This window comes from Paenibacillus faecis, assembly GCF_008084145.1.
In the GTDB taxonomy this organism is placed as follows: domain Bacteria; phylum Bacillota; class Bacilli; order Paenibacillales; family Paenibacillaceae; genus Fontibacillus; species Fontibacillus faecis.
The window spans coordinates 488218-508595 of sequence record NZ_VSDO01000005.1; the positions used below are offsets into that span (position 1 = coordinate 488218).

General features: G+C 52.1%; 18 protein-coding genes and 1 riboswitch. Of the genes, 13 read left to right on the forward strand and 5 right to left on the reverse strand.

All coding sequences use genetic code 11. From position 1 onward, the window contains the following. Nucleotides 1-62: 62 nt before the first annotated feature. The gene (dnaI, locus tag FRY98_RS23915; protein WP_148456857.1) at nt 63-1016 is read left to right on the forward strand and encodes a primosomal protein DnaI; all 954 of its coding nucleotides are present in this window, start codon (nt 63-65) and stop codon (nt 1014-1016) included. Nucleotides 1017-1082: 66 nt separating this feature from the next. On the opposite strand, the gene FRY98_RS23920 is transcribed toward dnaI, so the two are convergent. Beyond that, entirely contained in the window at nt 1083-1238 is a 156-nt protein-coding gene (locus tag FRY98_RS23920) for a YqzM family protein (RefSeq protein ID WP_148456859.1), read from the reverse strand. 269 nt (nt 1239-1507) lie between these two features. On the opposite strand from FRY98_RS23920, the gene trxA reads away from it, so the two are divergent. Together trxA and uvrC are read left to right on the forward strand one after the other, a co-directional pair. Further along, nucleotides 1508-1825, forward strand: coding sequence for a thioredoxin (gene trxA / locus FRY98_RS23925; protein WP_148456861.1), 318 nt, complete (start codon nt 1508-1510; stop codon nt 1823-1825). 113 nt (nt 1826-1938) lie between these two features. Then, the gene (uvrC, locus tag FRY98_RS23930) at nt 1939-3888 is read left to right on the forward strand and encodes an excinuclease ABC subunit UvrC (protein WP_148456863.1); all 1950 of its coding nucleotides are present in this window, start codon (nt 1939-1941) and stop codon (nt 3886-3888) included. Here uvrC and FRY98_RS23935 read toward each other — a convergent pair. Beyond that, entirely contained in the window at nt 3883-5544 is a 1662-nt protein-coding gene (locus FRY98_RS23935) for a CPBP family intramembrane glutamic endopeptidase (RefSeq protein ID WP_148456865.1), read from the reverse strand. The genes uvrC and FRY98_RS23935 overlap by 6 nt on opposite strands. A gap of 285 nt (nt 5545-5829) precedes the next feature. Continuing rightward, a riboswitch (cyclic di-AMP (ydaO/yuaA leader) is annotated at nt 5830-5989 on the forward strand. Between the two features lie 76 nt (nt 5990-6065). Here FRY98_RS23935 and FRY98_RS23940 point away from each other — a divergent pair. From FRY98_RS23940 to FRY98_RS23950, 3 genes are read left to right on the forward strand one after another with little or no spacing between them, the layout of a single operon-like run. After that, nucleotides 6066-7400: a TrkH family potassium uptake protein gene (locus FRY98_RS23940; RefSeq protein WP_148456867.1), complete on the forward strand. Its 1335-nt coding sequence runs from the start codon at nt 6066-6068 to the stop codon at nt 7398-7400. Nucleotides 7401-7413: 13 nt separating this feature from the next. Beyond that, the gene (locus tag FRY98_RS23945) at nt 7414-8076 is read left to right on the forward strand and encodes a potassium channel family protein (RefSeq protein WP_148456870.1); all 663 of its coding nucleotides are present in this window, start codon (nt 7414-7416) and stop codon (nt 8074-8076) included. A 52-nt stretch (nt 8077-8128) separates the two neighbouring features. Then, the gene (locus FRY98_RS23950) at nt 8129-9391 is read left to right on the forward strand and encodes a cation:proton antiporter (protein ID WP_148456872.1); all 1263 of its coding nucleotides are present in this window, start codon (nt 8129-8131) and stop codon (nt 9389-9391) included. Nucleotides 9392-10008: 617 nt separating this feature from the next. On the opposite strand, the gene FRY98_RS23955 is transcribed toward FRY98_RS23950, so the two are convergent. After that, nucleotides 10009-10911 carry a LysR family transcriptional regulator gene (locus FRY98_RS23955; protein WP_148456874.1) on the reverse strand — a complete coding sequence of 301 codons (903 nt, stop codon included), beginning with the start codon at nt 10909-10911 and terminating at the stop codon, nt 10009-10011. A gap of 239 nt (nt 10912-11150) precedes the next feature. Here FRY98_RS23955 and FRY98_RS23960 point away from each other — a divergent pair, with 239 nt between their 5' ends. The 4 genes from FRY98_RS23960 (at nt 11151) to FRY98_RS23975 (ending at nt 15695) form a co-directional block, all read left to right on the forward strand. Beyond that, nucleotides 11151-11822, forward strand: coding sequence for a succinate dehydrogenase cytochrome b558 subunit (locus FRY98_RS23960; protein WP_148456876.1), 672 nt, complete (start codon nt 11151-11153; stop codon nt 11820-11822). Nucleotides 11823-11863: 41 nt separating this feature from the next. Continuing rightward, the gene (gene sdhA, locus FRY98_RS23965; protein WP_148456877.1) at nt 11864-13609 is read left to right on the forward strand and encodes a succinate dehydrogenase flavoprotein subunit; all 1746 of its coding nucleotides are present in this window, start codon (nt 11864-11866) and stop codon (nt 13607-13609) included. A 13-nt stretch (nt 13610-13622) separates the two neighbouring features. Continuing rightward, nucleotides 13623-14393 (forward strand): succinate dehydrogenase iron-sulfur subunit, encoded by a 771-nt coding sequence (gene sdhB / locus FRY98_RS23970; RefSeq protein ID WP_148456878.1) that lies wholly within the window; start codon nt 13623-13625, stop codon nt 14391-14393. 912 nt (nt 14394-15305) lie between these two features. Continuing rightward, nucleotides 15306-15695 (forward strand): hypothetical protein, encoded by a 390-nt coding sequence (locus FRY98_RS23975; protein WP_148456879.1) that lies wholly within the window; start codon nt 15306-15308, stop codon nt 15693-15695. 85 nt (nt 15696-15780) lie between these two features. Here the strand turns inward: FRY98_RS23975 and FRY98_RS29540 are convergent, their stop codons facing one another. Then, nucleotides 15781-15906 (reverse strand): IS3 family transposase, encoded by a 126-nt coding sequence (locus FRY98_RS29540; RefSeq protein WP_148457393.1) that lies wholly within the window; start codon nt 15904-15906, stop codon nt 15781-15783. Between the two features lie 416 nt (nt 15907-16322). Then, nucleotides 16323-16463, reverse strand: a complete 141-nt coding sequence (locus FRY98_RS28705; RefSeq protein ID WP_148456880.1) for a transposase — start codon at nt 16461-16463, stop codon at nt 16323-16325. Nucleotides 16464-16662: 199 nt separating this feature from the next. On the opposite strand from FRY98_RS28705, the gene FRY98_RS23995 reads away from it, so the two are divergent. From FRY98_RS23995 to FRY98_RS24005, 3 genes are all read left to right on the forward strand, one after another. Continuing rightward, a complete protein-coding gene (locus FRY98_RS23995; RefSeq protein ID WP_148456882.1) occupies nt 16663-17697 on the forward strand; it encodes a LacI family DNA-binding transcriptional regulator in 1035 nt (344 codons plus the stop codon). Nucleotides 17698-18031: 334 nt separating this feature from the next. Continuing rightward, nucleotides 18032-19477 (forward strand): IS66 family transposase, encoded by a 1446-nt coding sequence (gene tnpC / locus FRY98_RS24000; RefSeq protein ID WP_170287164.1) that lies wholly within the window; start codon nt 18032-18034, stop codon nt 19475-19477. Between the two features lie 165 nt (nt 19478-19642). Beyond that, nucleotides 19643-20152 (forward strand): GNAT family N-acetyltransferase, encoded by a 510-nt coding sequence (locus FRY98_RS24005; RefSeq protein ID WP_148456886.1) that lies wholly within the window; start codon nt 19643-19645, stop codon nt 20150-20152. Nucleotides 20153-20378: the final 226 nt, after the last annotated feature.

The window sequence follows — 20378 nt, forward strand, 5'->3', positions numbered from 1 at the left end:
TCGTTTATTATCGCGGGAGCTGTATGTGTTTAAAACTCACGGAAGGAAGAAGGTGAACAACCATGGAATCCCTCGGGGAATTGCTGTCGCAGATTAAAAATCCGCAGTTGCGGCGCCGGTCGGAGGAATTAAACGCAAGGATGCTGAACGAACCTTTGGTGCGGGATTTATGCATCCGTCATCCCGAACTGCAGGAAGAAGACCTGATTCGCGGGATGGCCAAGCTGTATCAATATGTGAACGACAGCCGGCGGTGTGCGAATTGCCCGGGGCTGGAGCGCTGCCCGAACGATTTTCCCGGACATTTCACCAAACTAACCGTCGAGCGGATCGGGGCCGGCCCCCAGCTGGTGGACCATCAGGTCCCCTGCCCGAAACAGCTTCGTCACGAGCATGAAGTTTCCGTCAAGAAACGGATTCACAGTTTTTATGTCGATGAGAGAGCTCTGCAGCAAGGGTACGACGAAGTCGAGATTATGGCCAAAGACAGTATGCGGGCTCCGGCCGTGAGCCAGGTGTTTAAATATATCAACGAGACGAAAGAGTCGGGCCTGAAAACGAGAGGGCTGTACCTGGAAGGTCATTTCGGTACGGGCAAGACCTTTTTGATGTGTTATTTGCTGCATGAACTGGCGAAGGAAGGCTATTCCGGCGTGATCGTCTATATGCCCGAATTCGTGGAGGATTTGAAGTCCATGCTGCAGGACAGCCAGAAGTTGAAAGAGACGACCGAAGTGATGAAGCAGGCGGATTTGCTGATATTTGACGATATCGGAGCGGAAAATTTGAATCCCTGGGTGCGGGACCATGTGATGGGCTCGATTTTGAATTATCGGATGAACCGCAAGCCCACGTTCTACACCTCGAACTATTCCTTAAGCGTGCTCGAGAAACATCTTAGCTTCACCAGCAAAGACGGCGAGGAGCTGCACAAGGGTCAGCGGCTGATGGACCGGATCGCCCCGTTTGTGGACGTCGTCACCGTCAGAGGAACGAATAAACGCGGTCGCGATTAACTATATAACGAAGAGCCGGGCTCTCCATCCAAAGGAGAACCCGGCTCTGTTCGTTCTTGCGCGCTGTTAGCCGGCAATAAATTTCACGATGACCATACCGAAGAACACGACGGCCATAAACGTGAGCATGCCGAAGAAACCGTTCATCAGATCGAAAAGATCGTTGCGGGGTTCTTCATTGATATGCTCCCGGGGATCGTTCACATGCGTATTTGCATCCATGGCGACGAGGCCTCCTCGCAAAATAAACTCGTTGTCAATAATAAACATCATAGACAATCCGTTTTTGGGTTATTATTAGTATAACCAATCGCCTTGAAATTTGTAAAGAAGGCGTCTTCATTACGATTTTTCTTTTACTAAAAAAATGTGGTATAATTGACAACACGCACGCCTGTTTGGTGCGGAGACTTTATTGTGCTAACCATTCTGACAAATTTGTTCGGAAGCCGCTGTGACTACCGGACACAAATATAAGGAGGAGATTGCAAATGGCAATTGTTAACGTATCCGATCAAACTTTCAATAATGAAGTCGAAGGGCAAGGCGTCGTATTGGTGGACTTCTGGGCTCCTTGGTGCGGTCCTTGCAAAATGATCGCTCCGATCCTGGAGGAATTGGACGGGGAAGTAGGCGATTCCGTTAAAATCGCCAAGGTCAATGTGGACGAAAACCCCGAGTCCGCTTCCCGTTTCGGCGTAATGAGCATTCCTACCTTGATTCTCTTCAAGGACGGTCAACCCGTGGATAAAGTCGTGGGCTTGAATCCGAAGGACACGCTGAAGAATCTGATCGCCAAACATCAATAAGGTCAAGAAGAATTCATCCTTGAACGCTTGGTCTGCGCCTCCGGCATGTCCCGGGGGCGCTTTCTGCGTAGAAGTAGGCAATTTGTTCCATGTGGGGGAGGAGGCTTTAAAGCATGGATTCCGTATCGAATGAGGCTCCGGAGCAGGAGAAGGAGAAGGAGCGGGAGCAGGAGCAGGACAGGGAGAAGGCGATGGAGAACATCCGCCATAAGCTCGCTTTGCTGCCGGATTTGCCCGGCTGTTACTTGATGAAGAACAAAGACGGGAAGATTATCTATGTCGGCAAGGCGAAGGTGCTGAAGAACCGGGTCCGTTCCTATTTTACCGGGAGCCATGACGGCAAGACCCAGCGTCTGGTTTCCGAAATCCGGGATTTTGAATACATTGTGACCGGCAGCAACATGGAGGCGCTCATTCTGGAGTGCAACCTGATCAAAACCCATTATCCGCGTTATAACGTACTGCTAAAAGACGACAAGACGTTTCCTTATATCAAAATAACGAATGAAACCCATCCGCGTCTGGAAGTCACCCGCCGGGTGGTTAAAGATAAAGCCAAATACTTCGGCCCGTATCCGAACGCTTATGCGGCCCAACAAACCAAAAAGCTGCTTGACCGGATGTATCCGCTGCGCAAATGCAACGTCATGCCGAAGGAAGTTTGCCTGTATTACCATATGGGCCAGTGTCTGGCGCCCTGTGAAAAAGAAGTTCCGCAATCGGAATATGAGAAGATGACGCAGGAGATCACTTCGTTCTTAAGCGGCGGTCATGAGGAAATCCGCAAGGACTTGGAGCGGAAAATGCATGAGGCCGCGGAGGAACTGTATTTTGAACGGGCCAAGGAATTGCGGGACCAGATTCAGAATATCGACGCCCTGATGGAAAAGCAGAAGATCACCACGGCCGACGCCAAGGACCGAGACGTATTCGGTTATGCGGTGGACAAAGGCTGGATGTGCGTGCAAATTCTTTATATGCGCCAGGGGAAAATGATCGAGCGCCATGCGTCGGTGTTTCCTTTTTACGGGGAGGCGTACAGCGATTTTCTGTCCTACGTGACGCAGTATTACAGCGATAACCCGGCGCTGCCCAAAGAAATTCTGCTTCCCGACAAGGCGGAGTCCGCGGACGCCGGAGAGGAAACCGGGACGCGGAGAAGCGCCCCGGACGATGGCGAAGGCGGCGCGGAAACGCTGTTGGATGCGGCCAGCGGGGCCACCGCCCTGCAGGAATGGCTTGGCGTGAAGACGCTCGTTCCGCAGCGCGGGCTCAAGCGGCAGATGGTGACGATGGCGGAAGAGAACGCGCGCGTGGCGCTGGAAGAGAAGTTCCGCCTGATCGAGCGGGACGAGGAGCGCACCATGGGAGCGGCCATGAGCCTCGGCCAGGCGGTCGGTCTGGAGCGGCTGTCGCGGATCGAGGCGTTCGATAACTCGAATATCCAGGGGACGAACCCGGTATCCGCCATGGTGGTTTTTATCGACGGGAAACCGGCCAAAAAGGAATACCGGAAATACAAAATCCGGACCGTTCAGGGTCCGGACGATTATGAAACGATGCGCGAGGTCATTCGCCGCCGGTACGAGCGCGTCCTGAAGGAAAATCTGCCCCAGCCGGACCTCATTATCGTGGACGGCGGCAGAGGGCAGATTTCCGCGGCGATCGACGTGCTGGAGAACGAGCTCGGCCTGTTTATTCCGGTGGGCGGTCTGGTTAAGGACGCCAAGCACCGGACGGCCCAGCTCATGGTGGGCGAGCCGCCCGAGCCGGTCCATCTGCCGCGCGACAGCCAGGAGTTCTATCTGCTGCAGCGGATTCAGGACGAGGTCCATCGCTTCGCGATCTCGTTCCACCGGGAGCAGCGCGGCAAATCGATGGTTGTCTCGAAGCTGGACGCCATTCCCGGCATCGGGGAGAAGCGCCGTAAAGCGCTGCTTAAGCACTTCGGTTCGCTCAAAAAAATAAAAGAGGCCTCCGTCGAAGACTTCCGGCCTCTTTCCATCGGCGACAAGCTCGCCCATCAAATCATTCAAGCCCTTCGGGATGAGGAGTCGCTATAGCGGCTCCTCTTTTAGGTTTCCGGGAGCGGAGGACCGCTCTTTGCCCGGAGGGTTGAACAGATAAACCACATAAGCCACGAGGGCCGGGAGAACAATAAAGAACAAGCCGGACACCATGTTTAATGTTCCGCCCATAAACATGACGCTGAGCGACATGAGAATGCTGTCGAAGACGACATGGGCGAACATGACGGCGATAAAACCGTATCTCAGGAAAATATAGCTGAACAGCAAGCCGATGAACAACAGCTCGATCGGCCGGGAAATCACCGGATAGATCGGATACAGCGTATGGCCGAAGGCCCAGATCAACGTGGTGATGATGCTGGCGGCAAGCGTGCTGCGGAACATTTTCTTCAGCATCGGGATGCCGAACAACCGGTAAACCGCTTCCTCGCCGATGCCGGCCACCCAAGCCAGCAGCGGGAGCAGGGCCGGATAAAGCATATTATAAGGCGACTGGGTAGCATCGGTGGTGGACCACGTATGAATCGTGCGTTCCAGGATAAAGAAGATGACCGATTGCACACCGAGCAGGATCAAGGCCCAGGCGTAGCCGTCCGCCATGGATGACAGCACATGCCGCCCGTATCCGCGCTCTTTGGCTCTTGCCCACAGATTGATCCCCTGCTTGCGCCAGAGTCCGTCGCCGCCGACGAGCGAGAAGTAGATCGACGAGGCCAGGATCAGCGTGACGAGTCCCTGAACAACGAATCCGAACATCAGGAGCGTGCCGTTAACCCCTTCCGATTCCAGATACGGCAGCATATTCAAAGCCGAGCCCATCGAAATCAGAAAATAGACGGCAGCGAGCGCGATCCCGCGTTTAAAGGAAGTAAAGGCCCGCGTAAGGGCGCTGTATACAATGGCCAGAATCCCGAGCACGAACGTGAACAAGGCATACCCCGCATAGGTCAGCCAATTGGCGATCGTTTTCTGCCGCTTCACGTAATCCGTATAGCTTTGCGGCACCTCAAAAGAGCCGACGATCTCGGCAACCTGCCCGTCTTTGTAACGGATATCCAACCGGGCTCCGGCATCGCCGATGTTGTATTCTTGAAACGTTAACCGGAGGCCGGAGGCGGTTTCCTTGACGGCAGGGGAACCTTGCTCTCCATAGCCGAGAGCTTTAAGATAGGGCTCGGCCAGCTTGATTTTCTCGTCCAGGTTGAGCGCGAGCCCTTGGCTGCTCAGCAATTCATCCGGCGGGACAAGCAAATCGGTCGCCGGGATTTTTTTGAAGCCGACCGCCTTCCCCGTCGTCATATGTACGTCGATGGTGACCCCGTCCCATCCTTCTTCGGACAGGCTGAAGTAAACGCGGAACACATCATAAGGAAATTGCTTTTCATATTTTTGGAGATAATCGTCCGTTAATTTTTCTTTGGCCAAATATCCGTATACGTCGGATTGGGTTTGATAAGTGACGACAGCGTCTGGTCCGGGAGAAAGCCCCAGTTCGTCCTCCGCAAACTTAAAGGCCGCCGCCTTGGCCTGCTCCTTGGTGAGCACTTGTGCCGATTGTTCCAACTGCAGGGTTTCGGAAGCCGTTGAGGGGAGGATTTGGAGCAGGACAAACAAGACTAATCCCAGAGCGGCAAGTCCCCACAAGGTTCCGGTCTTCATCCGGCGCTGCGGTTTTGGGTCGGAATACATGTCAAAACTCCTTTTTGATTTTTTTGAATCCGTATGACAGAACAAATCGATTGTCACTGTAAAAGATAACACAGGGGGCGGTTCTTCGCCACAGAAGCGGGGGAAAACATGAGAAACCGCAATAACGACGGCAAAGAAAAGCAAGGCTTAGATAAGACGACACCCGGAAGCCTGTTTCCTCCCTTTTGAGGGTTTATCGCATTATTTCATCCAATTATCACTTTGTAGTACGCTCGAATAAGGCTTATAATCCATTTGACGAAAATGAAATGAAAAATAATGAAACTAATATGTTGGCCGAATTTCAATTGAAAACGGGGGAACCGATCTTTAGGGGTGAATTTCGCCGGCAGCAAGCGGACCGCTTGGTGCGAAAGGCGAATAGGGCAGACCTAGCAAGCCCGAATCCGTCAGCTAACCTCGTAGGCCTTTGCTGCAGGGACCAATCAAAAGGCATTGGATTTCCAGTGCTTTTTTCTTTTTTTCATTTTTGGCCAATACACAAACGAGGTGAACCGCCTTTGCGTTCCAACTGGTTTAAGTTTTCACCGCCGCAGATTCTGGTGCTGGGCTTCGCGGCCATCATCCTGTTCGGGTCTTTTCTGCTGATGCTGCCGATTTCCAGTGTGACCGGGCAAACGCTCCCCTGGATTGATGCATTTTTTACGGCGACTTCGGCAACCTGTGTGACCGGGCTAGTGGTCGTGGACACGGGCACTTATTTCTCCACGTTCGGACAGGTGGTCATCATGCTGCTGATTCAGGTGGGGGGGCTGGGGTTCATGACGATGGCCACATTATTCTCCTTAGTGTTCAAACGTAAAATCTCGCTGAAGGACCGGCTGCTGCTTCAGGAGGCGATGAACCAGAACACGATGGAAGGCATCGTCCGGCTAATTCGCAAAGTTCTGTTGTACTCGCTGATTATCGAGTCCGGCGCCGCCCTCGTTTTCGCGATTCGCTGGGCTTTCGATATGCCGCTCGGACGGGCGATTTATTACGGAATTTTCCATGGCGTCTCCATGTTCAACAACGCCGGGTTCGATCTGTTCGGGGAATACCGGAGCCTCACCCAGTACGTTAACGACCCGATCGTCAACTTCGTGGCGATGTTTCTGATCGTATCGGGAGGGATCGGCTTTATTGTGCTGTCGGACTTGATCGAGTTTCGAAGCCGCCGCAAATTCTCACTGCATACCAAAGTCGTGCTCTCGATGACCGGCGCTTTGATCGTGATCGGGGCTGTGGTGATATTCGTGTTCGAATTTACCAACCCGAGAACGCTCGAGCCGTTGGGGTGGGGAGGGAAGTTCTGGGCCTCCTTCTTCCAGTCGGTGACGCCGAGAACGGCGGGGGCCAATACGCTGGATATCGGCGCGCTGCGGCAGGCCACCCAGTTTTTTATCATTATTCTCATGTTTATCGGCGCGTCTCCGAGTTCGACGGGGGGCGGCATCAAGACGACGACGTTCACGATTCTTGTGGGCGCGGTGATCTCCATGATCCGCGGTCGTTCGGATCTCGTGCTGTTCCGGTATCGGCTGGCCCAAGAGCGTATTTTTAAGGCCGTGACGATCACGATGCTGGCGCTGTTTCTGGTCATCGCGGTGGCCATGGTGTTGTCTACCACGGAGGACGCGAGCTTTCTGAGCATCCTGTTTGAGACGACTTCGGCATTCAGCACGGTAGGTCTGACGATGGGCCTGACCGGAAAACTTACCGTCCTGGGTAAGATTCTCATCAGTTTTACGATGTTCGCCGGTCGGCTCGGACCGCTGACCTTGGCTTATGCACTGGGGCCGAAGAAGGGTAAAGAACTATACAGACACCCTGAAGGCAAAATGATTATCGGATAAGGGGAAAGAAAAGATGAAGACACAGCAGTTTGTCGTGATCGGATTGGGACGCTTCGGCTCCAGTCTGGCGCTGGAGCTGATGGAACTCGGGTACGAGGTATTGGGCATAGACCGGAATGAAGACGTCGTCGAAGAATGGAGCCATCTGTTGACGCATGCCGTGGTTGCCGACGCCACCGATGAGGAAGTGTTGAAATCCCTCGGCGTACGCAACTTTGACTGCGGGATCGTCGCCATTGGCAACGACATTCAGATGAGTATATTGAGCGCGATTCTTCTGAAGGATCTTGGCATCAAAACGGTCGTAGCCAAAGCAATTTCGGTATTGCACGGCCGGGCCTTGGAAAAACTGGGGGTGGACCGGGTGATTTTTCCGGAGCGCGATATGGGGATTCGCGTAGCCCATCAACTTGTGACCCCCAACCTGCTCGATTATCTCGAGCTGTCCAAGGAGTTCAGCATCGTGGAATTGAAAGTGCCCGAGTGTCTGAATGGAAAAAATGTGGGCGAGTTGAATCCGCGTGCTAAGTTCGGCTGCAGCATCGTGGCGATCCACCGGGAAAGCGGCATCATCATCGCCCCGACGGCGATGGATTATTTGGCCGCCGGCGATATTATGGTCATTATCGGTGCCAACAAGAACATCGAGGAATTCGAAGCTGTCATTAACGACTAATTCCTTTTTTATAAGGTACAGAGATTACGCATAATCTGGAGTGTGAATTGGCATGGAATCGGCGGCGACGGAAGCGATCCGGCATTTTCTTATCTTAGTCATAGTTGTAATCAGTATAGGGATGGCGGCGGGGAAGCTGGCCTCCCTGCTCAAGCTGCCCGACGTCGCCGTGTTTATCGCGGCCGGTATGCTCATGGGGCCCGGTTTCGGTTTGATTCACGAATCCAGCGGCTCGCTGATCAATCAGCTTATTTTGACGGTCGGTTCCGTGCTGATCTTGTTCGATGGCGGGAGAAATCTGAATCTGGGCGGACTGCGAAAGGTTTGGATCACTCTGACTATGCTGAGCGTACCGGGTGTGCTGATTTCCGTCCTTGTCGTCGGCCTGGGCGTTCACGTTCTGTTCGGCGTCGATTGGACCCTCGCCTTCTTGGCGGCGGCGGTCATCGCCTCCACGGATCCGGCTTCGATCATCCCCGTGTTCAAGCAGGTCAAGATCAAGGAGCGCGTGCGGGAAACGGTGGAGAGCGAGTCAGCCTTTAATGATGCGACGGGCTCGATCGTCACGTTTGCTTTGCTGGCCGCGGCCGCAGGAACCGGCACTCTGGATTTTGCCGGGATGGCCGGGGCGTTTCTAACGACCTCACTCGGCGGGATCGCCGTCGGACTGGTGGTCTCCGGTGTGCTGACTTTTTTTACGGCACATGTGAAATATGGCCTTGTCAGGGAGTACACGACGATCGTAATGATCGTCTGCGCCTTGTCCAGCTACCTTGTAGCCGACCTTTTGCATGTCAGCGGATTTATGGCTACATTTGTCGCCGGGTTGATCTGGGGGAACTCCGAACTGTTCCGCTTATCCATGAGCGATAAACAGCTGGAGGTCGGGTCATTTGCCGAAAATACGACCGTCATGATGCGTATGCTAATTTTCGTACTGCTGGGGAGTCAGGTTGATTTCGGAACGCTCGGCCATTATTTCTGGCCAAGCCTCGGGGCCGTTCTGGTGCTCATGTTTGTGGCCCGGCCGCTAACGGTGCTGCTCTGTGCCCTGCCGGATCGGGGCGTACGATGGAGTTGGCGGGAGCTGCTGTTTATGTGCTGGGTCCGCGAGACCGGCGTCATTCCGGCCGCGCTGTCCGGGATGATCGTCGGCATGGGGTTGCCGCATGCCGGAATTATATCGGCGATAACGTTCATGGCGATCGTCCTGACCATCGTCGTTCAAGCCAGCACGACCGCATGGGTGGCGCGAAAGCTGGGATTGGAGGTCCGGGAGGAAGCCGCGGCCATACCGTACTCGACTCGGGGGTAGCCGGAAGGATGCGAACCGGGCCCCGAAGGGCTAAAACAGGGGGGATGAGCGTTTGCTCAGCAATTACCCGGAGCCTTCCCCGTTATATACCAAATCGTATTTAGCCCACGGTGATTAAGGAGCCTAGCGTACTTCCAACACTTTTAACTCCAAAAAGATGCAAATGTGCAGGAATTTCGGCCGATCCCCGAGGGGATTGCGAAAAAAGATGCAAATCTGCAGGAATTTTTAGCGATTTTAGAGAGACGAGCCGATTCCGCCGAAAATTCCTGCAGAATCGCAGGTATTTTGAAATTTTGACTCCGAACAAGAAAAAAACATGCATATTTGCAGGAATTCTAAGTTATCAAGGTTGTCTGACGGGGGACCAGCCCCGCAGGCTTCCTATCGGCCATGCTTGCTTTCTTCGGCTTTTCTCCCGCTCCGTTAATCTCTCGGCTTATCCACGCAAAGCCGCACATCAAGTGGTCACGCCCCACAGCGCACGCCATACAGCCTATGCCACAACCCACACGACACAACGCACGCCATACAGCGCACCCATACAGCCCACGCACACATCGCACGCCATACAGCGCACGCACACAGCGCACGCCACACAGCACTCACGCATGCGACTACAAGGCGAGGGTTTCCACGACGCTTTCTTTGATCTTCGAAATCCACTCTTGCGTTTCCATGCTTAGCTCGGATTTGTCGCCGTATACCAGGCAGGTTTCCCGCCGGGTCTGGTCCAATTCTTTCATTTGAAGCGAGACGAGCCCGTTATCCTGCAGCATCTGCTTGCGGAGATACGATTTGGGCAGCAACGCCGCGGCCTTGCAGGTAGGCAGCAGCCGGACGATCGCTTCGAACGAGTCGATTTCCATGCGGATGTCGGGGATGATCCCGTAGCGGCCGAACAAATCGTCGATCAGTTTCCGGTACCAGGTCCCCTTCGAAAAGACGATCATGGACCGTCCGTTCAGATCCTCCATGCCGGGGTGGCGGTTTTCGGCCAATTCGTGTCCCCGGGGGACGACGAGCTCCAGATGATCCTGAAACAGCGGGATGCAGCGGAGGCCCGCTTCGCTGATGGAGGAGGCGACCACGCCCAAATCGACCTTGCGGTCGCGGATGTGAGCCACAATCTCATGCGTCTTGCCGGTTACAAGCTTAAGCTCGATGTCGGGAAACTTCTCCATCAGGGCTTTGACGAGCGGCGGAAGCGTCGTTTGGATGGTCGTCAGACTCGCCCCGAGCGTAACGACGCTGCGTTCGGAAGCCTTGAAGCGGGAGACGGACCGGAGGAAATTTTGATGTCGCTGACGCTGCTCCAGGGCATAGATGTATGCCTCGTGCCCGACGCGGGTCAACTCGAGCCGTTTTCCTTTTCGCGTAAACAAGGATACGCCCCATTCTTCCTCCAGTTTGGTGATTTTTCGGGACAGGGCGGGCTGAGACAAATTCAGCAGTTTGGACGCTTTGTTCAGGCTGGATTGTTCGACGACCGTTGTGAAAACCAGCAAATCTTCCAGCATTGCCGCTTTCCTCCTCTTATGCGAAAAAGTTATAACAATTAATAAGTATATTGCAATTCCATTATAAGATAAAAAGGAGTAACATGAAAAGTGACACAAGTTGTTCACATGTTACTTTTGTAACAAGGGGAATCGGCTGCAATAACGTGTAATTTATCATATACGTCCAGCAGTCGAAGCATGACGAAATTGAATGAGAATTGAGGAACGTTGGAAACGGGAAAGGGGTATATGGACTTATGAAAGGGTTTTATTCCAGAAAACTGCACTCGCTTCTGGGTGTCATTCCGCTCGGCTTTTTTATTCTGGAACACATGCTGACGAACTTTTCCGCCGTAGAGGGCGGGCCGCAAGGGTTTAAGGATTCGGTCGCTTTCTTGAACGGCTTGCCGCTGGTGATCGTATTGGAAACCTTCGGGATTTGGCTTCCCCTTCTGTATCACGGGGTGTACGGCATGTACATCGCGTTTCAGGCGAAGCCGAACAACAAGCGGTTCCCGAATGAACGGAACCTGCGCTACCTGCTTCAGCGGGTGACGGGGGTTATCGTGTTTGTCTTCGTGATTTGGCATCTGTACGAAACCCGGGTTCAGGTGGCGCTCGGCAATGTGACACACGAGGAACTGGGCGGCGTCATGCATCATATTTTGACCACCCCGGTGTTTTTCGTACTGTATTTGATCGGCGTCATCGCCTCGGCATTCCATTTCGCGAACGGATTGTGGTCGTTCATGGTCAGCTGGGGAATTACGGTCGGACCGCGGGCACAGCGGGTCTCCTCCTATATCTGCATGGGGTTGTTCGTCATCACGGCCGTGTTGTTCACCTGGTCGATGTTTGCGTTCCGCGGGTCGGAGTTCCAGGCTGAAGGCACCGCGCTGCTGGAAACGTTCAGAATCTTGATCGGCTAAAAAAATCACGCTATACACTACGTTTAGGAGTTGAAATAGAGATGGCTAAACAAAGCATCATTATCGTCGGCGGCGGTCTGGCGGGGCTCATGGCCACGATCAAGGCGGCCGAAGCCGGAGTACAGGTTCAACTGTTCTCGCTCGTTCCGGTCAAAAGATCCCACTCCGTTTGCGCCCAAGGCGGGATTAACGGAGCCGTCAACACCAAAGGCGAAGGCGACTCCCCTTGGGAGCACTTCGACGATACGGTCTACGGGGGCGATTTTCTCGCCAACCAGCCGCCGGTCAAAGCGATGTGCGAGGCGGCCCCGGGCATCATCCACCTCATGGACCGCATGGGAGTCATGTTTAACCGGACGCCGGAGGGTCTGCTGGACTTCCGCCGTTTCGGAGGAACGAAGCATCACCGGACCGCGTTCGCGGGAGCGACGACGGGGCAGCAGCTCCTATACGCGCTGGACGAACAGGTACGGCGCTATGAAGCCGAAGGTCTCGTGACCAAGTACGAGAACTGGGAGTTCTTGTCCGCGGTGCTGGACGACGAAGGAGCTTGCCGCGGCATTTGCGCCCAAAACCTGCGCTCCATGGAAGTCGTCACGTTCGCTTCCGACGCGGTGATTTTGGCGACGGGCGGCCCCGGGATCATTTTCGGCAAAACGACCAACTCGGTTATCAATACGGGAACGGCGGCCAGCGCCGTATACCAACAGGGCGTCCATTACGCGAACGGCGAGTTTATCCAAATTCACCCGACGGCGATTCCGGGGGACGACAAGCTCCGGCTGATGTCCGAATCCGCGCGCGGGGAAGGCGGCCGAATCTGGACGTACAAGGACGGGAAGCCTTGGTACTTCCTCGAGGAAAAATACCCGGCTTACGGCAATCTGGTGCCGCGCGATATCGCCACGCGGGAAATTTTCCACGTGTGCGTCGATATGAAGCTGGGGATCAACGGGGAGAACATGGTATATCTCGACCTTTCCCACAAAGACCCGAAGGAGCTGGACGTGAAGCTCGGCGGCATCATTGAAATCTATGAAAAATTCATGGGCGACGATCCGCGCAAAATTCCGATGAAAATTTTCCCGGCGGTCCATTATTCCATGGGCGGCATGTGGGTGGATTATAACCAGATGACCAACATTCCCGGCCTGTTTGCGGCGGGGGAATGCGAGTATCAGTACCACGGGGCGAACCGGCTCGGCGCCAACTCCCTGGTGTCCGCCATTTACGGCGGGATGGTGGCCGGACCGAAGGCGGTGGAATACATCCGCGGCCTGAAGAAGTCGGCGGAAGACATCAATCCGGCGGTTTACGACCGCTACCGCAAACAACAGGAGGAGAAGTACGAGGGGCTGCTGGCCATGAACGGCACGGAGAATCCGTACGTGCTTCACAAAGAGCTTGGCGAGTGGATGACCGACAATATGACGGTGGTCCGCTACAATAGCAAACTGGAAGCGACGATCGGCAAAATCAAGGAACTGAAGCAGCGTTACAAAAACATCAACATCAACGATACGTCCCGTTGGAACAATACCGGCGCCTCATTTACCCGTCAGCTGTGGAACATGCTGGAGCTGGCCGAAGCGATGACGCTGGGGGCGCTGCTGCGCAACGAAAGCCGCGGCGCGCACTACAAGCCGGATTTCCCGACGCGGAATGACGAGGAGTTTCTCAAGACGACCAAGGCGGCTTGGACGCCGGACGGACCGCAGATTTCCTATGAAGAAGTGGACGTCTCGCTGATTCCGCCGCGGATTCGCGATTACTCGAAGGATAAATAGGAGGGGAGAAACCATGGCTACAGCGGAACCGAAATTAACAGCGAAAAGAGTCAAGTTCATCATTACACGCCAGGATGACCCGAACTCCGCATCTTATACGGAAGAATTCGAACTGGATTACCGTCCCGGCATGAACGTGATCAGCGCTTTGATGGAAATTCAGCGGAACCCGGTCAACGTGAAGGGAGAATCGACCGCTCCCGTCTGCTGGGAGTCCAACTGTCTGGAAGAAGTGTGCGGAGCCTGCTCCATGGTGATCAACGGCAAGCCGCGGCAGGCATGCGCCGCGCTGGTCGACAACCTGGAGCAGCCGATCCGGGTCGAACCGATGCGGACCTTCCCGGTCGTTCGCGACCTGGTCATTGACCGTAGCCGGATGTTCAATGCGCTGAAGCGCGTGAAGGCCTGGATTCCCATCGACGGCACGTACGATCTGGGGCCGGGGCCGCGTATGGCGGAGAAGAAACGCCAGTGGGCTTACGAGCTGTCCAAGTGCATGACCTGCGGGGTCTGCCTGGAGGCGTGCCCGAACGTCAACGAGAAGACCGATTTTATCGGCCCGGCCGCGATTTCCCAGGTGCGCTTGTTCAACGCGCACCCAACCGGCGAAATGAACGCCGAGGAACGGCTGGAGGCGCTGATGGAGGACGGGGGCATCGAAGGCTGCGGCAACTCGCAGAACTGCGTACGCGCTTGTCCGAAGGGCATCCCGTTGACGACCTCCATCGCCGAAATGAACAAAGCGACGACCAAGCATATGTTCAAACGTTGGTTGGGCGTGTAGTTATTATATTTAAAGCAGTCTCTCAAGCAGATTCTCTGACAGTGCAGGGAATCTGCTTTTTTAATATTTTTGAAAGCTCAAACAAATTTTATATTGATATGCGGGAAATATGATTTTGAAGCCATTCAATACCTTATTGCACTGGCAATTGACCTTAAGGTTCAATAGAGACTTGGATAGGAATATCTTCTGTTTTTTTACTTCACTGGGGTTTCGCTGGCTTCGGTAGCCAAGGCAGAGTTACTTATTCTTTTGACGTATTTTCCGACGTTTCGGGTTGACCTTCCAACTGAAGGATGACACGCACATTGGGATGGATATTGTGTTAATCAGCGGTAAAATGCTCGGTTTTCTACTCTGGCTACTACTTGTCAGGAGCCAGATTTCCAGAAGACTTTACCCTAAGAATAGGATGCTCGATCAGGGTAAGAATGGCATGGGCTTGTAGCGGTAGTAACCTTGACAACCCACCCGAACTAAATCAACAGCCAGATAAGGTCAGGTAGTTTGCGAAATAGTTTTGGTTTCTCAACGACATCTCTTCTCTCGGATTATTTTTGGTTAGTGGATATGGTAGATTCATAGATGTGAAAATATTGAGAGAGCGTCTTACATTTATAGATACCTTCTTAGTGGGGGAGATTTAATTGTTCTTTTCAAAAACATTCAATGTAGTTAATCTTTCAGAAACAGTAAATTGAAAATTTAAATTATTTTTTTACAAATAGAAAATATTTACTTACGAGGAGTTACATGGTATTCTATAATTGAAAACGTTACCGAAAATGATACCGGTAATGTTTTCGATGATATATCTATATAACTATTAAAAAGGGGGGCATTCTATGGTTTTTTAAAGTAGAGTCATAAAAAGTCTTATACTATTACTTATTTTTAGAGGAGGTATATATTATGAAAAAAAGCAAATTATTTATTTCAGCCTTAATAACTGTAATTTTTGTTTGCTCGATGGGGACAGCAGCATTTGCATCTAATTCTGATTACTCTACTCCTAAGATAGCAGCGGCAACAAGTAGTTCTTCATATATTCAATCTAAAGAAGTTTATAGCAAAATAACAGGTGAATTAATAGGTTATGTAGACCTGACATATACAAAGTTTACAAATGCTAGCGGTCGACCACAATTTGATGTTGTACAAGCTTCAGTTGTTTTTACACGTGATTATTATCGTGGTAATTGCGAAATTACTAAAGCCACCGGGGATGTTGTAGTTGTTAAAGTAAACTATAATAACCTAGGCATTGATGTCGGATACCAAACTTACTCATTCCTACCATGAGCTTGTATAATATATTTTTAAAAAGAACTCCTGTAATTGCTGTAATTTGGTCAAGCCCCAATTTAGTAGACACTGAAAAAAACACCTAGGCTATAAACTGACGCCGGTACTCTACCAGCGTCAGTTTATTTAATTCATGCTGTGGTCGTCGTTGGTTATAAAATTGTATATATACTTCGATTCGGCTTTGTGCTTCAGAAGACCTTCGGATATCATAAGATTAGAGCGCTTCCGTCTTGAGATGCGAGAAGAAGCTCTCCATTGAGGCGTTATTTAGACAATTTTCTTGACGAGACATGCTGATTTGGGCGCCAACCTTTGGCCGCGTGTCGTGGTATGCATGAGACGTGTACTGGAATCCCTGGTCACTGTGAACGACGAGTCCGTCACATCTTTATGTTTGGCAAAAGTCTTTGCGAATGTCTGCAGAACAAGTTCATTGTCATTACGCTCACCGAACTGGTAAGCGAAAATTTCATTATTGAATAAAGTCTTTTACGGCAGAAAGATATAGCCAGCGCTTGCCTACCCGATATTGAGTTTTAAAGTCGCGTTTTAGGAGATTCTCAGCCACACGCTCTTCAGCCTTATACTGCATGTTAAACCGGCTTCTCCGGCGAATTCTAGCTAGAAGTCCGAGAGTTTGCATAGACGCATCACCTTCTTGTGGTTCATCGACACGCCCTCATCCTGCCATACAAACAGCTGAAGCTGACGGTAGACGTATTTCCCCTTGTAGCGGTTGTAAACCTTGTTGATGAGTCCCAAGGCCTCAAAAGCTTGTAACGTTCCTATTCCCCCCCTGCTTCCTGATTTTTAAACATTTTTAGCATATTAAAAATCCTCGAATTATGATATTATTTTATATTTCATTTAAAAACCTTACTCTATATAGATCCTCTTGTCTTCAGTTACCGGTATTGATATATTTTTAGAAGACAGATTACGGAGTAAGGGAAGATCGGATATGGCTTCAATGACAATTATCGATATCGCGAAGATGTGTGGGGTTGGCGTGACGACGGTTTCCCGGGCCATAAATAATCATCCCGATATCAGCGAAGAGACGAAAGCGATGATTATGAAGGTCATCAAAGAGAATCATTACGTTCCGAACAACAGCGCCCGGAATTTGAAGCGTTCCGCTTCCAAGACGATCGCCGTGCTGATCAAGGGGATTACCAACCCTTTTTTCAACCGGATGATTCAGGTGTTTGAGAAAGAAATTCAGCGCAAGAAGTACTCTTTCATCCTTCAACGGGTAGACGAAAACCAGGATGAGATCGATGTGGCGATTGAGTTGGAGAAGGAGAAGCGGTTAAAAGGGATCGTCTTTCTCGGCGGTAATTTTTCGCATGCGAAGGAGAAGCTGGAGCAGTTGACGGTTCCTTTCGTGCTGAGCACGATTGGTATGGCCGCGGAGTACGATCCGCACGAATATTCCTCCGTTTCGGTCGATGACTTCAAAGAAAGCTATAAGATGGTGGATTATCTGTGCAAGCTGGGACACCGGCAAATCGCCATCCTTACGGCGTCCATGGATGACGTGAGCATCGGAAAACTCCGGTATGAAGGATACAAGAAGGCGTTGGAGGATCACGGTCTGCAAGTGAATGACAAGCTGGTGTTTTCTATGAAAGAAGACATCGAAAGCTATTCCATGGAGAACGGTTACGTCGTTACCAAGGAACTGCTTGCCTCCGGGGAGGATTTCACCGCGCTGTTTGCCGTGTCGGACAGCTTGGCCGTGGGCGCCTGCAAGGCGATCTTCGAGAGCGGCAAATCGGTTCCCGGTGATTATTCGGTAGCCGGCTTCGACGGGCTGGATATCGCCTATTACTATAATCCGTCGATCACCACGATCCGCCAGCCGGTCGAAGAAATCGCCGAAGAGACGATCAAAATCCTGTTCGATCTGATCCATAAAAAGACGACGCATGCCCATAAAACCTTCCCTGCGGAGCTGGTTGTCAGGGAGTCCACGGTTCCACTTTTCCGCTGATTCCGCTGAAAAAGCCCCTTGTCTACCGGAGCAAATCCGAGGGACGGGGGTTTTTGTGATGATCATCTCCTTTGCTCCTCTTACACCGTGTAGTTCCTGCAGATCTGCAGGTATTTAAGCCGGTTCACGAGCGTATGCGAAAAAAGATGCAAATCTGCAGGTTTTTCTAGCGATTTTAGAGAAACAAGCCGGTTTCGCCGAAAATTCCTGCAGATTTGGTTACTACTTAGGACTTCCTGCTTAAGTGCGGGAAGTTTTTTTTTCTATAAAAAAGGGTTTATAACTCTTTTGTCAAAAAGGTAAGTTAATCCAATTCATGAGAGGAGCGTCACCCATGCATCTATCCCCTGAACAAGTCCATGCCATATGCAAGGGCGACCCCGAAATTATCACTGCCTTTAACGCCTTGCTGCAGGTGATCGATCAGCAGGCCAAACGTATTGTAGAGTTGGAGCAACGCGTTCAGGAACTTGAACGTCAACTCGGTCAAAATAGCAACAACAGCAGTAAGCCGCCTTCTAGCGATGGGTTCCGTAAAACCAACAATCTCCGGCAATCCGGTGGAAAAAAAGGGGCACCCAAAGGTCATCCCGGGCAGACGCTGCGTATGGTGGCACAACCGGATGAAATCCAGATTCATCCGCATGCGATCTGCACTTTCTGCCATACGTCTCTGGCAGACATCCCTGCTCAAAGGTATGAAGCCCGGCAAGTCTTCGATCTACCTCCTGTCAAATGGAGCGTCACCGAACATCGGGCCGAAACGAAGTGCTGTCCGTCCTGCAGGGCCACAAGTACAGCTGCTTTTCCTGAGCGAGTAAAGGCCCCTGTGCAGTACGGTGATACGCTACGGGCCTGGACCAGCTATTTGAGTGTCTACCAATTGCTGCCTTTGGAACGCATTGCTCAGCTTTTCGAAGATTTGACAGATCACGGTCCGAGTGAGGCTACGCTGCTCTCGCACCTCCAGCAGATGTATACCTCCTTAACTACGCCTGAGCAACAAATCCAACAGCACCTGCTCCGGAGCCCGCTCATCCATGCGGATGAGACCGGGTTTCGCGTTAACGGAAGCGGGGTCTGGATGCATACGGCGAGCAATGGCAGCTTCACACACCTCACCGTTCACAGTAGCCGCGGTACCCAAGGAATGGCGGCGGGAGGGATCCTGCCCGCCTATAAAGGTACGGTTGTCCATGATTGCTATGGTCCGTACTTCAACCCAAAGTCGTTTTCGTTCCGCCACGTTCTGTGCAATGCGCATCTCCTTCGGGAATGTCAGGGCATTACCGAGAACGATAAGCACCAATGGTCGGGGGAAATGAAAACATTGCTGCAAGAAAGTTGGAGCCTGGTGTGCGCCTCCCGCGAATCCGGCAAGCCTCTCCCGGAACTGGTGGTCCAGGAAATCGAGCAGCACTATGACGATATTCTTTTTCGTGGCAGAGAAGAATGGAGTAAGAACGTCGTTGCCAGGAAAAAGGGCGTACGCGGCAGACAAGCCAAAGGAAAGGCCGGGAATTTAGCAGAGCGGTTTGAGAAATGGAAATCTGCTATCCTCGCCTTTCTTCGAGATGCCCACGTACCGTTTGACAATAACCAAGCCGAGCGAGATATTCGTATGGTCAAGGTGAAGACTAAAATTTCTGGAGCATTCCGCACCGAAGCCGGCGCAGAACATTTCGCCCGTATTCGCGGAGTCATCTCTACCCTCCTCAAACAAAAACGCCCTATCCTGGAATCGCTCTCTTCCGCTCTTCAGGGCCGTCTCCAATTCTAAACTGCTACCTAAGTAGTAACCAGATTTGCAGGTATTTTTAAATTTTTGTTCCGAACGAGAAAAAAACATGCAGATTTGCAGGAATTTTATGTTTTCAAATTAGTCCTGTCCTATTTATCCTGAAAAAAAGGAGATAGGTCACCAACAAATAGGTGGAGGATGGTCATGAGCGAACAAGTAGAAATCATGAAAGTTGAGGGATTGGACGAACCCAAGAGGGGACAATTGGCCGAACTGCTGATCTCCGTCGTGGCGGACGGCGCGTCCGTGGGCTTTCTGGCACCTTTAAGCCGGGAGGAAGCTTTGGATTATTGGGATCATGTCCTGGGTCCCGATGTGCTGCTCTGGGCTGCGGCGATCAACGGAAAGGTAGTAGGGACCGTTCAACTGCATCTGGCGATGAAGGCAAACGGGGCCCACCGCGCGGAAGTGGCTAAACTGATGGTGCACCCCGGTTACAGGAAGAAGGGGATCGGCCGCCGGTTGATGGAGCGAGTGGAGCGGGCCGCGCTCGAAGAGCGGAGAAGCTTGCTCATCCTGGATACGAGGGAAGGCGACCCGTCCAATCTGCTCTATCAATCGCTGGGATATCGGGCGGCCGGGCGGATTCCGGGGTATGCGCGCTCCTCGGACGGCCGGTTGGAGGCTACGGTTTTTTACTATAAGCAGCTGTAAAAAACTTATTATAGGTTTACTCATCAGGCTGTTGTCTTAGGTCAATTAGATGGAATTCCTCCCGTTAATTTGGTGCCTATGCCGCTGCCGAAGCGAATTAGCTGGAAATTCTACCGCTAATTCGCCGGAAATGGGAGACTTCGGCACTGGGACCGCGAATTAGCTGGAACTTTTCCAGCTAAATTCAACCGGGAGGATAAGAGTGCTTCATTAACGGGAGGTTTTC

Coding starts and splice junctions, on each gene's coding strand:
- dnaI (WP_148456857.1), top strand. CDS start 63: ATGGAATCCCTCGGGGAATTGCTGTCGCAGATTAAAAATCCGCAGTTG.
- FRY98_RS23920 (WP_148456859.1), bottom strand. CDS start 1,238: ATGGATGCAAATACGCATGTGAACGATCCCCGGGAGCATATCAATGAA.
- trxA (WP_148456861.1), top strand. CDS start 1,508: ATGGCAATTGTTAACGTATCCGATCAAACTTTCAATAATGAAGTCGAA.
- uvrC (WP_148456863.1), top strand. CDS start 1,939: ATGGATTCCGTATCGAATGAGGCTCCGGAGCAGGAGAAGGAGAAGGAG.
- FRY98_RS23935 (WP_148456865.1), bottom strand. CDS start 5,544: ATGTATTCCGACCCAAAACCGCAGCGCCGGATGAAGACCGGAACCTTG.
- FRY98_RS23945 (WP_148456870.1), top strand. CDS start 7,414: ATGAAGACACAGCAGTTTGTCGTGATCGGATTGGGACGCTTCGGCTCC.
- FRY98_RS23950 (WP_148456872.1), top strand. CDS start 8,129: ATGGAATCGGCGGCGACGGAAGCGATCCGGCATTTTCTTATCTTAGTC.
- FRY98_RS23955 (WP_148456874.1), bottom strand. CDS start 10,911: ATGCTGGAAGATTTGCTGGTTTTCACAACGGTCGTCGAACAATCCAGC.
- FRY98_RS23960 (WP_148456876.1), top strand. CDS start 11,151: ATGAAAGGGTTTTATTCCAGAAAACTGCACTCGCTTCTGGGTGTCATT.
- sdhA (WP_148456877.1), top strand. CDS start 11,864: ATGGCTAAACAAAGCATCATTATCGTCGGCGGCGGTCTGGCGGGGCTC.
- sdhB (WP_148456878.1), top strand. CDS start 13,623: ATGGCTACAGCGGAACCGAAATTAACAGCGAAAAGAGTCAAGTTCATC.
- FRY98_RS23975 (WP_148456879.1), top strand. CDS start 15,306: ATGAAAAAAAGCAAATTATTTATTTCAGCCTTAATAACTGTAATTTTT.
- FRY98_RS23995 (WP_148456882.1), top strand. CDS start 16,663: ATGGCTTCAATGACAATTATCGATATCGCGAAGATGTGTGGGGTTGGC.
- tnpC (WP_170287164.1), top strand. CDS start 18,032: ATGCATCTATCCCCTGAACAAGTCCATGCCATATGCAAGGGCGACCCC.
- FRY98_RS24005 (WP_148456886.1), top strand. CDS start 19,643: ATGAGCGAACAAGTAGAAATCATGAAAGTTGAGGGATTGGACGAACCC.